The sequence below is a fragment of the Pseudomonas sp. S2_A02 genome (assembly GCF_054668495.1).
Genome location: NZ_CP162776.1, coordinates 386,114 through 399,918, shown reverse-complemented (window position 1 = coordinate 399,918; position 13,805 = coordinate 386,114). Strand labels below are relative to the sequence as shown.

The following is a 13,805-nucleotide window of genomic DNA, read 5'->3' as shown; positions in this document are numbered from 1 at the left end:
ATCGGAGCGACTACAACGCCCTGCAAGGCACCCCGCTGGGAGCCCAGGCGCCGATATTGAGTGGGCGTTTCGATAAAAACGATTACGTCCTCCTGCACACACCTCCCTTATAGGAGTTGCCGAAGGTTGCGATCTTTTGGCGGCTTCGATGTTACTGAAGATCAAGATCAAAAGATCGCAGCCTTCGGCAACTCCTACATAGGGACGTATTGTCCGTCAGTTATTATCAGGCACGCTGGAACACATTGGCTTGACATCAAACCGGCGCCTTCAAATCCACCCCTAGCGCCTGGGCAAACGCCTTCACCAACGGACTGCGTACGGTGTTGTGGCGCAGGATCAAATTGAACGGCGTGACGATGTTGATCAGGTCCGGACGCACCGCCCGAAATTGCCCTTGAGCCACCAGGGTTGCGACGTAATGCTCGGGGAGAAAACCCACGAAACGGCCAGTCTTGACCAGCAGCGCCACGGCTTCCACTTGAGTCGCCGAGGCGGAAAAACTGTCGTAGCGGGCAAAATTCAGTTTGTCCCGATGGATCGCGTAACGGTGGTTGATGCACTCGTAATCCTGCAGCACATTGCTGCCCATCTCCGCCTCCGGCACCGAGAACAGCGGATGGCCGACGGCGCAATACACGTACGAGCGTTCTTCATAAAGCGGGAAGTAATCGAATTCCTCTCTTTTCTGATAAACCGGCACGATCCCTGCTACTAACCGCCCTTCAACTACGCCTCTTTCTACCTCATCTAACTGCGACGCCTGAAGTTGAAACCTTACTTTCGGCGACTCTTCGTTTATCTTTCTAAGCGCTGCAACTAACGGCGAATTATCGTCGGTGATCGTATTATCAATAACGCCCACCCCAAGGTCGCCAATAAGTTCGTTCTGAGCGGAACTAAGTCGATCACGAAAGTTGTCGACCGAGGCAAATAAATCGATTGACGCCTGGTACACCAGACGCCCTTCTTCGGTCAGGGTGAAAACCCTCTCGGCCTCGAGTACACAGGCGCATGCCGATGCGAATCTCTAGGTCGGAGATCTGTTTGCTGATGGCCGCCAGGCCCACATTCAGCTCATTCTGCGCTGCGCTGAAGCCGCCGGCCTCGACCACGGCCTTGAACACTTTGAGCAGTTTGAAGTCCAGGCCGCTGAGGGCCAGCGGAGCCCGATGTACCGTTTTTGGCGGCGGGTTTCCGGAATTGGAAAGTGGGGTTTCCATAATGCTTATTTACCTCTGGCGCCCTATTCAACAATCTGTGTCCAACAACAAAAACATAGCCGACCAATAATAATGAACACAGAAAACAAGGCTTGGCAACCGTTAATAAATCCCGCAGATCAGTGCCAACTCACTGATTTCGAACTATTAAAAGCTGACACTTCGATCAGCTCTCGCCATTTAGCAACTGCGCTTTTCCCCTGCCCTTGAATTTGATTGAGCCGAACCACGCCCGAATGATTTTGGGCAGGTGTTTCGGGCTCGGCATACCGATTTCAATTCGCTCTACGACGAGGAAAACAACAATGTCTCAAACCACCGACCGTCTCTGGGGTGCCCGCTTCAAGAGCGGCCCGTCCGAAGCCCTGGCGGCCCTGTCCCGTTGCCCTGAGCGCTACTTTCGCCTCACCCCGTACGACCTCGCCGGTTCCAAGGCGCATGCCCGGGAATTGCAGCGCGCAGGGCTGTTGAGCGAGCAGGAAACCCAGACCATGCTCGACGCCCTGGAGCGTATCGGTGATGACTTCCGTGCCGGCAGCATCGCGCCGACGCTGGACGACGAAGACGTCCATACCTTCATCGAGCGCCTGCTGACCGAACATCTCGGCGCACTGGGCGGCAAGTTGCGCGCCGGCCGTTCACGCAACGACCAGACCGCCAACGACCTGCGGCTGTTCCTGCGTGATCACGTTCGTACCCTGGCCATCGAAGTGCTGGCGTTGCAACAAGCGCTGGTGGACCAGGCCGAGCAACACATCGAGAGCATCTGCCCTGGGTTCACTCACTTGCAACAGGCGCAGCCGATCGTCTTCGCTCACCACTTGCTGGCCCACGCCCAATCGATGCTGCGCGACGTGCAACGCTTGGTGGATTGGGACGTGCGCACCTCGCTGTCGCCACTTGGCGCGGCGGCCATGGCCGGTTCTGCCATCGCTCGCCTGCCGCAGCAGTCGGCCAAGGAAATGGGCTACAGCGGCGTGTGTGAAAACTCCATCGACGCCGTGGCCAGCCGCGATCACGTTGCCGAGTTCCTGTTTATCGCCAGCATGCTGGGGATCAACATTTCCCGTCTCGCCGAAGAATTCTGCCTGTGGTCGTCGCGGCAATTTCGCTGGGTCGCACTGGACGATGCCTACGCCACCGGCAGTTCGATCATGCCGCAGAAGAAAAACCCGGACATCGCTGAACTGGCTCGGGGCAAGGCTGGTCGCCTTATCGGTAACCTGACTGGTTTGCTGTCGACCCTCAAATCCCTGCCGCTTTCCTACAACCGCGACCTCAGTGAAGACAAGAACGGCGTGCTCGACAGCGTCGACACCCTGCTGCTGGTGCTGCCGGCCATGGCTGGAATGGTCGCGACCATGAAGGTCAATGTCGAAGAGCTGCGCCGTCAGGCACCGCTGGGCTTCACCCTCGCTACCGAAGTCGCCGACTGGCTGGCGGTGCGCGGTGTGCCGTTCAAGGAAGCACACGAAATCACCGGCGCGCTGGTCCAGGCCTGCGAGAAGCACGACATCGAATTGTGGGAAGCGTCCCCGGCGCTGCTGGCCGAGATCGATCCACGGCTCAAGCCTGAAGTACGCGACAGCCTGACCCTCGAAGCCGCCATCGCCGCCCGCAGTGGCTGGGGCGGCACCGCGCCGCAACAGGTGCGCGAGCAGATCGGCCGACTGAAAACCGCCCTCGCCGCCCAGCAGCAATGGACCGAGAACTATCAAGGTTTCCGGCTCTGAAGCAGGACACAAAACCTGTGGGAGCGGGCTTGCTCGCGAAGGGGCCGTGTCAGTCGCAATTTATGTTGAATGACCCACCGCATTCGCGAGCAAGCCCGCTCCCACAGGGGATTGTGGTTGGCCTGAATTACCAAGTGTACGGAGAAACAACATGAGCCAGACTCAGGCAGAACGACTCCAGGCGGAGCGCAAACTGGCGGAAAACCAGTTCGATATCACCCAGTACCAGCATGTGCCACGGCGTTATTACGGGCGGATTTTCTTCGCCACGGTGATCGTGATTGCGATTGTCGGCCTGGTGCGGGCCTTCGCCGAAGGCAAGATCGAATGGTCGTACATCGGCCAGTTCCTGACCTCACAAGCGATTATGTGGGGCTTGCTCAACACCATCGTCATGGCGGTGCTGGCGATGGCGCTGGGCATTGTCTTCGGAGTGATCACGGCGATCATGCGCATGTCGGCCAACCCGATCCTGCGCTATGTGGCGCTGACCTACACTTGGCTGTTCCGCGGCACGCCGCTGATTCTGCAGCTGCTGCTGTGGTTCAACCTGGCGCTGATTTTCCCCACCATCGGCATCCCCGGCCTGTTCGAAATGGACACCGTGAGCCTGATGACGCCCTTCGTGGCCGCCCTCCTCGGCTTGAGCATCAACCAGGGCGCCTACACCGCCGAAGTGGTGCGCGCCGGCCTGCTCTCGGTCGACACCGGGCAGTACGAAGCCGCCAAGTCGATCGGCATGCCGCGCTTGCAAGCCTTGCGCCGGATCATCCTGCCCCAGGCCATGCGGATCATCATTCCGCCGGTGGGCAACGAGTTCATCGGCATGGTGAAAATGACTTCCCTGGCGAGTGTCATCCAGTACTCGGAACTGCTCTACAACGCCCAGAACATCTACTACGCCAACGCCCGCGTGATGGAGCTGCTGATCGTCGCCGGTATCTGGTACCTGGCCACCGTCACTGTCCTGTCCTTTGGTCAAAGCCGTCTGGAGCGTCGTTTCGCTCGCGGCGCCGGCAAGCGTTCTTGAGGAGTTCAACATGAGAAGCATCGTCAAGGCCGTGAGCCTGAACAAGTATTACGACCATTTCCACGCGCTCAAGGACATCAACATCGAGGTCGAGCAAGGCGAAGTGCTGTGCATCATCGGCCCGTCCGGCTCCGGCAAAAGCACCCTGCTGCGCTGCGTCAATCAGCTGGAAAAAATCGACAAGGGCGGCCTGTGGGTCGACGGCGAGCTGGTGGGTTACCGCATCGTCGGCAACAAACTGCACGAGCTCAACGAGTCGCAGATCGCCCGCCAGCGCCTGGCTACCGGCATGGTGTTTCAGCGTTTCAACCTGTTCCCGCACATGACTGTGTTGCAAAACATCATCGAAGGGCCGTGCCAGGTGCTCAAGCGCTCGCCCAAGGAAGCGCACGAAGAAGCCTTGGAATTGCTCGCTCGCGTCGGCCTGGCCGACAAGCGCAACAGCTACCCGATCGAGCTGTCGGGCGGCCAGCAACAACGGGTGGCGATTGCCCGCGCGTTGGCCATGCGACCCAAGTTGATGTTGTTCGATGAACCCACTTCGGCACTCGACCCGGAGCTGGTCGGTGAGGTGCTGTCGGTAATGCGCGATCTGGCGCAGACCGGCATGACCATGATCGTCGTCACCCATGAACTGGGCTTCGCTCGCGAGGTTTCCAACCGCATGGTGTTCATGGACGAGGGACAGATCGTGGAGGCTGGAAGCCCCGAAGAAATACTAATAAGTCCGCAAAACCCACGCACCCAAAGCTTCATTTCTGCCGTTCGAACCTAAGCGCCAGCCTCGGAAATCAAGAGCTGCGTAACAACACTCATAAGAGAACGACCATGAAGAACTTCGTTATTCCAGCAGTACTCGCAGGCGTTATGGCTTCCAGCTTCACCTGGGCCGCCGAGCTACCGGCCAGCATCAGGGAAAAAGGCGAGGTCGTGGTAGCGATCATGCCGAACTACCCGCCGATGGATTTCAAGGACCCGGCCACCAACACCCTCACAGGGTTCGACTATGACCTGGGCAACGCCCTGGCCGAGCGGCTGGGCGTGAAGATCAAATGGCAGGAAACCGGCTTCGAGCAAATGATCAACGCGCTGACCACCGACCGCGTCGACATGGTGATGTCGGGCATGACCGACACCGCCGAGCGTCAGGCCAGTGTGACCTTCGTCGACTACTTCACCAGCGGTCCGCAGTTCTACACCTTGCAGAAAAACAAGGACACCAACGAGATCATCGACCTGTGCGGCAAGAAAGTCGGCACCAGCCGACGTACGACCTTCCCGGCGGAAATCGCCGAGTGGAGCAAGGCCAACTGCGAAGCCGCCGGCAAGCCTGCGATCAACGTGATCGGCACCGAAGGCTCGGCCGACGCCCGCGCGCAACTGCGCCAAAGCCGTATCGACGCGGCCATGCAGGGCAGCGAAACCCTGCCGTACCTCAAGACCCAGGAAAAGGACATGTACAAAACCGTGGGCCTGCCGATTTCCAAGCAGTTCACCGGGCTGGGCGTGAGCAAGAAAAAGCCTGAGCTGAGCGAAGCGGTGAAAGTGGCGTTGCAGAGCATGGTCGATGACGGCAGCTACCAGGCGATCCTGAAAAAGTGGGACCTGGAACTGGGCGCGATCAAGACCGTGACCATAAACGCCGGCAAGTAATGCTTGCCCCGAAGGAGCGAGGCTTGCCCGCGAAAGCGATTTGACAGGCGACATAGATGTTGAATGTGCCGGCCTCTTCGCGGGCAAGCCTCGCTCCTACAGGGTCAGATGTCGATCCAGATTCTGAGGGCTACCTCGAATACCTGCGGGAGCGGGCTTGCTCGCGAATGCGGTGTGTCATTCAACGTCAATATTGACTGACAGGGCCTCTTCGCGAACAAGCTTCGCTCCTACAGGGACTGTGTTTTACCTATAAACAGATGGAGCGCCACTCATGTCCTCCTCGCTACAACCGACCTGGCCGGACCAGCACACAGCCTGTCTCGCCCTGGCCTTCGACCTCGATGGTCCGACCGGCGATGCCATGCTCAACGGTTCGATCTGGCGTAAACCCGAGTATTTTGGTTTCGGTGGTTACGGCCCCTATCGGGCGCTGCCGCGGATTCTCGACGTGCTGGATGAGTTCCGGATTCCGACGACATTCTTCGTCCCGGCCTGGGTCGTGGAGAACTGGCCGAAACAGTGCCAGGCGATTGTCGAGCGCGGGCATGAGGTGGCCTACCACGGCTACAAACATGAATCCTTTTACGCCCTGACGCTGGACCAGCAGAAGGACGTGATGCACAAATCCCGTGAGGTGTTCTGGAAGCACCTGAACATCCGCGCCGAAGGTTTCCGCACGCCGTCCGGCGACTGGCGAGCCGAAACACCGGCCATGCTGGTGGAAGCCGGTGTGACTTATTCCAGCAGCATGCGCGGCGATGATCGGCCGTATCTGGTCAACGTGCCGGGCTTCGATACGCCGCTGGTGGAGATCCCCGGCCGCTGGGAAATGGACGACTACGCCTCCCTCGCCTACACCCGCGCGCCGGACTTCCCTTCGGGGCTCGACCGCACCGCCAGCTACGCGCTGACCCTCGAGAACTGGTGCCGCGAGTTCGACGGTGCCATGGATGAAGGGTTGTGCCTGACCACCCTGTTCCACCCCAAGATCACCGGCAAACCGGGGCGCATTCTGCTCCTGGAAAAACTCTTTGAGCACATGCGCCAACGCGATGACGTCTGGTTCGCCACCTGCCGCGATGTCGCCCACTGGTGGCTGAAGGAGCATCACCATGGCTGATTCCATTGTCTGGCCCAACGGCTACCGCTGCGCCGTGGTGCTGACCGTCGATTACAACGACATCCACGGCATCCTCACCCAAGCCCCGGAAGTCGCCGGGCGCGACAAGACCTTATCGGTGTGGCGCTACGGCACCCAACGCGGTGTCGAGCGCTTGCTCGGATTGTTCGAAGCCCTGGGTGTTTGCAGCAGTTGGTGTATTCCCGGCATCGTCGCCGAGGAAAACCCGGAGCACATCCGGGCGATCCTGGCCGGCGGGCATGAGATTGCCTGCGCCGGGTATCGCCATCAGAACTACGACAACCTGACGCTCGCCGAGCAAAGCGCCGAGATCGCCAAGGGCTGCGATGCATTGAGCGCGCTTACCGGTCAGCGTCCGACAGGCTTTCGTATACCCGCCGGCAATGGTGCGCCGGGTTTCATCGAGGCGTTAAGGAAGCAAGGCATCCGCTGGTCCTCGTCATGGCGCGGCGATGATTTGCCCTTCGCTCACCCTACGGCGCCAGACGTGATCGAGTTGCCGTTGCACTACGAACTGGAAGACGAGCCCTACTTCGCCTTCAACCTCAGCCCGGCGGTGCCACCGGCGCAATCGCGCATCGCCTCCTACAGCCACACGCTTGGCAACCTGCAAATGGACTTCGCCGGGTTTCACCGGTTCGGGTTGTGTTACGTGCTGCGGCTGCACCCGGAGATCATCGCCACGCCTGGGCGGATCGGCGTGTTGCGCGAATTGCTGCAAAGCATCCAACAGCACAACGACGTGTGGATCGCCACCGGTGCCGAGGTCGCTCAGTGGTGGGCCGAATCGGCAGCGCCCGTGACCGAAGATCATCCGGCAGCCGTGTACGAACATCATTACCGGGATTACGGCGTATGAAAGATCAAGAGATCGCAGCCTTCAGTAGCGCCTACGATGGAGTCATGCGCATGGAGCGGCTGGCGCGGTTCTGTGTCGATACGCGCTTCGAGGATTTACCACCCGCATTGGTGGTGCAAGCCAGGCGACACATCCTCGACACCTTCGGCGTAACCCTGGCCGGGGCTGGCAGCGATGTGGCGAAGCAGGCGCGTCAGGTTTTCGAGGGTGAAGCCGGCAGCACGTTGGTCTGGGGCACTGGTCAGCGAGTCAGTGCAGCGCAGGCCGCCATGCTCAACGGTATCGCCGCGCATGCCCTGGAGCTGGACGACACCGGCGGCTGCGACCATTCCGGCGCGGTGGTGCTGCCGGCGGTGATGGCCGCAGTGTCGATGTCTGAGCTATCGGCTTCTGAAACACCGGTAAGTGGCCGCGAGTTGATCACCGCGGTAGTGATCGGCTACGAAATCGGCCGTCGGGTACTTGAAGCCTGCGGCAGTTATTCGGCCCACAACGGCGCCGGCTGGCACTCCACGGCGACGTGCGGGGTGTTTGGTGCGGCGGCGGCCAGTGCGCGGATTCTGAGACTGGATGTGCAACAAACCCTGGCAGCGCTGGGCATCGCTGGCAGCTTCAGCGGTGGTCTTTGGGCCTTCATTCATGACGGCTCGCAAAGCAAAAAACTCCACAGCGGTCGGGCCGCCGAAGGTGGATTGCTGGCGGCGCGGTTTGCTCAACAAGGCATCACCGGGCCGACAAAGCTGTTCGATGATGTCTGGGGCGGTTTTCTCAAGACCCTCGCGGCGGATACCGCCGTGCCCGAGGCGTTGGATGCCGAACTGGGGCATGTGTGGAAACTCTCCCGCTGCTCGATCAAACCCTACGCGGCATGCCGGGGGACGCATTCGGCGATCGATGCATTGGGCCTGTTGCTGGATCAATTGCAGGTCAGTGCAGATCAGGTCGAGAGCGTTCAGGTTTCGCTGTGCGGATTCCTTCAGGACATGTGCGGAGGTCAGGACATCAACACCCTGTCTGCGGCGCAGATGAGCCTGCGCTATGCCCTCGCGGCTCGATTGGTCCATGGTCATTGCCGGTTGGAGGCCTACGACGATGAACAGCGACACCACCCGAGGATTGCTCATTGGATGTCGCGCATTCACCTTGAAGTCGACCCGCGACTGTCGGAGGATGGCGAGCCTGTGATCAGCCTGCAGACCGTGGACGGTCGGCAAGCGAGTCTGTGCGTTGAGGTGCCGTTGGGTGGGCCGGGCAATCCGCTGAGTGACGAGGCGCTGAAGGAGAAGTTTTTCAGTCTGGCGGGGCGGGTTATGCCACGACGGCAGGCGGAAGGATTGATTGAGCAGTTGTGGCGGCTGGAAGAACTGGAGTCGGTTCGCAATCTTGATCGGTGGTTGAATTGAATATTGCGCTGCCTTCGCCGGCCTCATCGCGAGCAGGCTCGCTCCCACACTGGATTTTCAGCGAACACAGATTTTGTGTACGACGTCGGTCAATGTGGGAGCGAGCCTGCTCGCGATTGGCAGCCACTCGGTATCGCGTCGATCACTACAGAATCTAATAAATAAGGACATTTGCCCCACCGTGGCCACTTACTCCCTCGTTATTCGCCGCTTGATGATCGTTTCGCTGACCATTGTCGTCAGCCGCGCCATTACCAGCCCGTTGCTCACCCTGTTTCTGAGCAACAAACTCGGCCTCAACCAACAGGACGTCGGCCTGTTGCTGGGCATCGCTGTGTTTATCGCCACCCTGCTCGCCCTTTACGGCGGTTACATTATCGACCGCCTCGAAAAGCGCCGGTTGCTGATCCTCGCCATGCTCTCCAGCGCCATCGGTTTCGTGCTGCTGACTTTCGCCCAAAACCTGTACCTGACCACCGCCACCCTGGTGATCACCGAAACCGCCTCGGCGCTGTTCCTGATCGGGTCCAAGGCGATCCTCAGCGAAAACCTGCCTATGGGCCAGCGCGCCAAGGCTTTTTCACTGCGCTACACCCTGACCAACATCGGCTACGCCACCGGCCCCATGCTCGGGGTGGTGATCGCCGGGGTGCAGCCAACAGCGCCGTTCCTGATTGCCGGTGGCATCGCATTTTTCAGTATTTTCCTGATGAGCGGAATTCCCAAAGACCCGGCCCAGATACCCGCCATCGGCCAGCCCCAGAGTTTCCTGAAAACCCTGATCACCCTGAAGAACGACCGCACGCTGATCATGTTCACTTGCGGCTGCCTGCTCAGCACTGTGGTGCACGGTCGTTTCACTCTGTACCTGTCGCAATACCTGCTGGTTACCCAAGACACCAAACGTGCCCTGGAAACCATGGCTGCCCTGCTCGCCTGCAATGCCATCAGCGTGATCTTGCTGCAATACCAGATCGGCCGCTTCCTCAAACGTGAACAACTGCGTTACTGGATTGCTGGCGGCACCAGCCTGTTCATCCTCGGGTTGATCGGTTTCAGCCTGGCTGACAGTCTCGTGAGCTGGTGCGTGGCGATGTTCATTTTCACCCTCGGCGAAATGATCATTTACCCGGCCGAATTCCTCTTCGTCGACACCCTGGCCCCGGAAGAACTGCGCGGCAGCTACTACGGCGCGCAGAACCTCGCGGCCCTCGGCGGTGCGCTGAGCCCGGTGATCTGTGGCTATCTGCTGATGCACACGCCTGCCCCCACCATGTTCTATGCCCTGAGTGCGTTGACGGCAATGGGCGGTTTTCTCTGCTTCATGAGCGGTCGGCGCGTGGCGATACTGCAAAAATAATGCATTGAAGCTGCATTAATATGAATTTGTCAGCATCAGGAATGATCGGCACACTGTGCGGCGTTCCTCCCCCAATAGTTGGAACTACTTCAAGGGCTTTCTGGGTATCCCAGCTAAGCCTTTTTTTTGCCTCGATTTTTTACGGATTGTTTGCCTCATGTTTGCTCGCTGGTTACCTGCCGCCATCAATACCCGTCCTTCAGAATGGAGTCGCGCCGCCATCGGCATGTCGCTGGGCACGATGTTCAGCGTCTGGCTCTGCAGTCAGGTATTCGGCATGCAAGTGGCGCAGCACCTGATCGGCCCGCTGGGTGCGTCCGCAGTATTGCTGTTTGCTGTGTCCTCAGGCGCCCTCGCCCAGCCGTGGTCGATTCTTGGCGGCTACTTGAGCGCCGGGGTGGTCTCGTTGCTGGTCGCTCACGTGCTCGGACGAACCCTGGGCAGCGCCTGCCTAGCGGCGGGCATGGCGCTGATTCTGATGTGCTGGCTGCGTTGCCTGCACCCGCCGGCCGGGGCGCTGGCATTGCTGTTGGTGTTGGCAGACCCGGCGACCATCGCCCTGGACTGGAAAGCCCTCGGCCCGGTGATGCTCAGTGGCTCGACGCTGCTGCTCAGCGCATTGGCGTACAACAATCTGACGCGCATTCGCTACCCAAAACGTCCCACTGAACCGGCGCCGATGATGCCCCTCCCCGACAGCCAGGCAATCACTGCCGCGGATCTGAAACTGGCCCTCGCCGACATGGAGGCCTTCTACGACGTCACCCCCGAAGACCTCGAACAACTGATCCATGCCAGCGAGTTGCATGCCAAGCGGCGTAGCATCGGGGATGTATTTTCCAGCAAGGGCTGAAGATCAAAAGATCGCAGCCTTCGGCAGCTCCTTGATCTCGTTCGCGTATGAACACCGATCACGTAGGAGCCGCCGAAGGCTGCGATCTTTTGTTTTTGCCCTAAGGTAAAAATGCAAACAGCACCTGCACGTATCCCGGTTGTACATCACAAATTTGCACTGATACGATCCAGCATCGCTCGCGCGCGAGCTTCTCTATAAAGAACAATAAAAGCAGGGAGTTAGTGATGACTGCTCAGGTTTCATCCCCGACAACACAGCCCATGGATGCCACGCAAAATGAAGTGTTGGCCGAGGTTCGCAATCACATCGGTCACCTGACCCTTAATCGCCCCTCTGGCCTCAACGCCATTACCCTGGACATGGTTCGTAGCCTGCAACAGCAGCTCAATGCCTGGGCACAGGATCCGCAGGTGCATGCGGTGGTGTTGCGCGGCGCTGGTGAGAAAGCGTTCTGTGCCGGCGGCGATATTCGCTCGCTGTACGACAGTTTCAAAGGCGGTGGCACCCTGCACGAAGACTTCTTCGTCGAGGAATACGCCCTCGACCTCGCCATCCATCACTATCGCAAACCGGTCCTGGCCTTGATGGACGGCTTTGTCCTGGGCGGTGGCATGGGGCTGGTGCAAGGCGCCGATTTGCGGGTGGTCACCGAGCGCAGCCGTCTGGCGATGCCGGAAGTGGCCATTGGTTATTTCCCGGATGTCGGTGGCAGCCACTTCCTGCCGCGCATTCCCGGTGAGCTGGGCATTTATCTCGGTGTCAGCGGCGTGCAGATTCGCGCCGCCGATGCGCTCTATTGCGGCCTGGCCGACTGGTACCTGGACAGCGCCAGCCTGGGCGCGCTGGACGAGCAACTCGATCAGCTCGAATGGCACGACACGCCGCTCAAGGATCTGCAAGGCATGCTGGCGAAACTCGCCGTGCAACAACTGCCCGACGCGCCATTGATTGCGTTGCGCCCGGCCATCGATCACTTCTTCGCCCTGCCCGATGTGCCGAGTATGGTGGAACAACTGCGTGAAGTGACCGTCGCCGATAGCCATGAGTGGGCCACGGCCACCGCCGACCTGCTGCAAAGCCGTTCACCGTTGGCCATGGGTGTGACCCTGCAAATGCTGCGACGCGGTCGGCACCTGAGCCTGGAGCAGTGCTTCGCCCTCGAACTGCACCTGGATCGCCAGTGGTTCGAACGCGGCGACCTGATTGAAGGCGTGCGCGCCTTGCTGATCGACAAAGACAAGAACCCGCGCTGGAATCCGCCGACTCTGCAGGCGCTGGACGCCGAGCACGTGGCGAGTTTTTTCACCGGGTTCGAGCAGAGTGGGAGCTGAGTCATGCACGATATCGAATTGAGCGAAGAGCAAGTGATGATCCGCGACATGGCCCGGGATTTTGCCCGTGGCGAAATCGCGCCCCACGCACAAGCCTGGGAAAAAGCCGGCTGGATCGATGACGGTCTGGTGGCGAAGATGGGTGAACTGGGCCTGCTGGGCATGGTGGTGCCCGAGGAATGGGGCGGCACTTATGTCGACTACGTCGCCTATGCGCTGGCGGTGGAAGAGATTTCCGCCGGTGACGGCGCCACCGGTGCGCTGATGAGCATCCACAATTCGGTGGGCTGCGGGCCGGTGCTCAACTACGGCACCGAAGAACAGAAACAGCAATGGTTGCCGGACCTCGCCAGCGGCCAGGCCATCGGCTGCTTCTGCCTCACCGAACCCCAGGCCGGGTCCGAAGCGCATAACCTGCGCACTCGCGCCGAACTGCGCGACGGCCAGTGGGTGATCAACGGCGCCAAGCAATTCGTCAGCAATGGCAAACGGGCGAAGCTGGCGATCGTGTTTGCCGTGACCGATCCGGAGCTGGGCAAACGCGGCATTTCGGCGTTCCTGGTGCCGACCGAGACAGCGGGTTTCATCGTCGACCGCAGTGAACACAAGATGGGCATCCGTGCTTCCGATACCTGCGCCGTCACCCTCAACAATTGCACCGTTCCCGAGGCCAATCTGCTGGGCGAACGCGGTAAAGGCCTGGCCATCGCCCTCTCCAACCTCGAAGGCGGCCGCATCGGCATCGCCGCGCAAGCCTTGGGCATCGCCCGGGCGGCGTTCGAAGCGGCGCTGGCTTACGCGCGGGATCGGGTGCAGTTCGACAAGCCGATCATCGAACACCAGAGCATCGCTAATATGCTGGCCGACATGCAAACCCGGTTGAACGCCGCGCGCTTGCTGATCCTGCATGCCGCAAGGTTGCGCAGTGCTGGCAAACCGTGTCTGTCGGAGGCCTCACAGGCCAAGCTGTTTGCCTCGGAAATGGCCGAAAAGGTCTGCTCGTCGGCGATACAGATTCATGGCGGATATGGGTATCTGGAAGATTACCCGGTGGAGCGTTACTACCGGGATGCGCGGATCACGCAGATTTATGAAGGGTCGAGCGAAATACAGCGGATGGTGATTGCCCGGGAGTTGAAAAACTACCTGGTCTAAGAAGATCGTTCCCACGCTCCGCGTGGGAATGCATCCTGTGACGCTCTGCGTCACGCTG

At 60.0% G+C, this 13,805-nt stretch carries 11 protein-coding genes and 1 pseudogene; 11 read left to right on the top strand and 1 reads right to left on the bottom strand.

From position 1 onward, the window contains the following. Positions 1-256: 256 nt before the first annotated feature. Positions 257-1,223, bottom strand: a pseudogene (locus tag AB4O41_RS01640) (LysR family transcriptional regulator). A gap of 305 nt (positions 1,224-1,528) precedes the next feature. On the opposite strand from AB4O41_RS01640, the gene argH reads away from it, so the two are divergent. From argH to AB4O41_RS01585, 11 genes are all read left to right on the top strand, one after another. Then, complete coding sequence (gene argH / locus AB4O41_RS01635) at positions 1,529-2,956, top strand: argininosuccinate lyase (RefSeq protein ID WP_460145915.1); 1,428 nt, start codon at positions 1,529-1,531, stop codon at positions 2,954-2,956. A 151-nt stretch (positions 2,957-3,107) separates the two neighbouring features. Next, the gene (locus tag AB4O41_RS01630) at positions 3,108-3,986 is read left to right on the top strand and encodes an amino acid ABC transporter permease (RefSeq protein WP_052966338.1); all 879 of its coding nucleotides are present in this window, start codon (positions 3,108-3,110) and stop codon (positions 3,984-3,986) included. Positions 3,987-3,996: 10 nt separating this feature from the next. Next, positions 3,997-4,761 carry an amino acid ABC transporter ATP-binding protein gene (locus AB4O41_RS01625; RefSeq protein WP_007900205.1) on the top strand — a complete coding sequence of 255 codons (765 nt, stop codon included), beginning with the start codon at positions 3,997-3,999 and terminating at the stop codon, positions 4,759-4,761. Positions 4,762-4,814: 53 nt separating this feature from the next. Then, positions 4,815-5,639 (top strand): ABC transporter substrate-binding protein, encoded by an 825-nt coding sequence (locus tag AB4O41_RS01620; protein WP_460145914.1) that lies wholly within the window; start codon positions 4,815-4,817, stop codon positions 5,637-5,639. Positions 5,640-5,913: 274 nt separating this feature from the next. Then, entirely contained in the window at positions 5,914-6,762 is an 849-nt protein-coding gene (locus AB4O41_RS01615) for a polysaccharide deacetylase family protein (RefSeq protein ID WP_460145913.1), read from the top strand. Then, the gene (locus tag AB4O41_RS01610) at positions 6,755-7,642 is read left to right on the top strand and encodes a polysaccharide deacetylase family protein (RefSeq protein WP_460145912.1); all 888 of its coding nucleotides are present in this window, start codon (positions 6,755-6,757) and stop codon (positions 7,640-7,642) included. Before AB4O41_RS01615 ends, AB4O41_RS01610 begins: the two co-directional genes overlap by 8 nt. After that, complete coding sequence (locus AB4O41_RS01605) at positions 7,639-9,045, top strand: MmgE/PrpD family protein (protein WP_460145911.1); 1,407 nt, start codon at positions 7,639-7,641, stop codon at positions 9,043-9,045. The genes AB4O41_RS01610 and AB4O41_RS01605 overlap by 4 nt, the downstream gene beginning before the upstream one ends. A 181-nt stretch (positions 9,046-9,226) precedes the next feature. Further along, positions 9,227-10,405 carry an MFS transporter gene (locus AB4O41_RS01600; RefSeq protein ID WP_460145910.1) on the top strand — a complete coding sequence of 393 codons (1,179 nt, stop codon included), beginning with the start codon at positions 9,227-9,229 and terminating at the stop codon, positions 10,403-10,405. Positions 10,406-10,562: 157 nt separating this feature from the next. Further along, on the top strand, positions 10,563-11,258 hold the full coding sequence (locus tag AB4O41_RS01595; protein ID WP_460145909.1) for an HPP family protein: 696 nt from the start codon (positions 10,563-10,565) through the stop codon (positions 11,256-11,258). Between the two features lie 227 nt (positions 11,259-11,485). Beyond that, positions 11,486-12,592, top strand: coding sequence for an enoyl-CoA hydratase/isomerase family protein (locus AB4O41_RS01590; protein WP_460145908.1), 1,107 nt, complete (start codon positions 11,486-11,488; stop codon positions 12,590-12,592). Positions 12,593-12,595: 3 nt separating this feature from the next. Then, positions 12,596-13,747: an acyl-CoA dehydrogenase family protein gene (locus AB4O41_RS01585; RefSeq protein ID WP_460145907.1), complete on the top strand. Its 1,152-nt coding sequence runs from the start codon at positions 12,596-12,598 to the stop codon at positions 13,745-13,747. Positions 13,748-13,805 lie beyond the last annotated feature (58 nt).

Excerpts from the sequence above, each read along its gene's own strand:
- argH (WP_460145915.1), top strand. The coding sequence starts at position 1,529 with ATGTCTCAAACCACCGACCGTCTCTGGGGTGCCCGCTTCAAGAGCGGC.
- AB4O41_RS01630 (WP_052966338.1), top strand. The coding sequence starts at position 3,108 with ATGAGCCAGACTCAGGCAGAACGACTCCAGGCGGAGCGCAAACTGGCG.
- AB4O41_RS01625 (WP_007900205.1), top strand. The coding sequence starts at position 3,997 with ATGAGAAGCATCGTCAAGGCCGTGAGCCTGAACAAGTATTACGACCAT.
- AB4O41_RS01620 (WP_460145914.1), top strand. The coding sequence starts at position 4,815 with ATGAAGAACTTCGTTATTCCAGCAGTACTCGCAGGCGTTATGGCTTCC.
- AB4O41_RS01615 (WP_460145913.1), top strand. The coding sequence starts at position 5,914 with ATGTCCTCCTCGCTACAACCGACCTGGCCGGACCAGCACACAGCCTGT.
- AB4O41_RS01610 (WP_460145912.1), top strand. The coding sequence starts at position 6,755 with ATGGCTGATTCCATTGTCTGGCCCAACGGCTACCGCTGCGCCGTGGTG.
- AB4O41_RS01605 (WP_460145911.1), top strand. The coding sequence starts at position 7,639 with ATGAAAGATCAAGAGATCGCAGCCTTCAGTAGCGCCTACGATGGAGTC.
- AB4O41_RS01595 (WP_460145909.1), top strand. The coding sequence starts at position 10,563 with ATGTTTGCTCGCTGGTTACCTGCCGCCATCAATACCCGTCCTTCAGAA.
- AB4O41_RS01590 (WP_460145908.1), top strand. The coding sequence starts at position 11,486 with ATGACTGCTCAGGTTTCATCCCCGACAACACAGCCCATGGATGCCACG.
- AB4O41_RS01585 (WP_460145907.1), top strand. The coding sequence starts at position 12,596 with ATGCACGATATCGAATTGAGCGAAGAGCAAGTGATGATCCGCGACATG.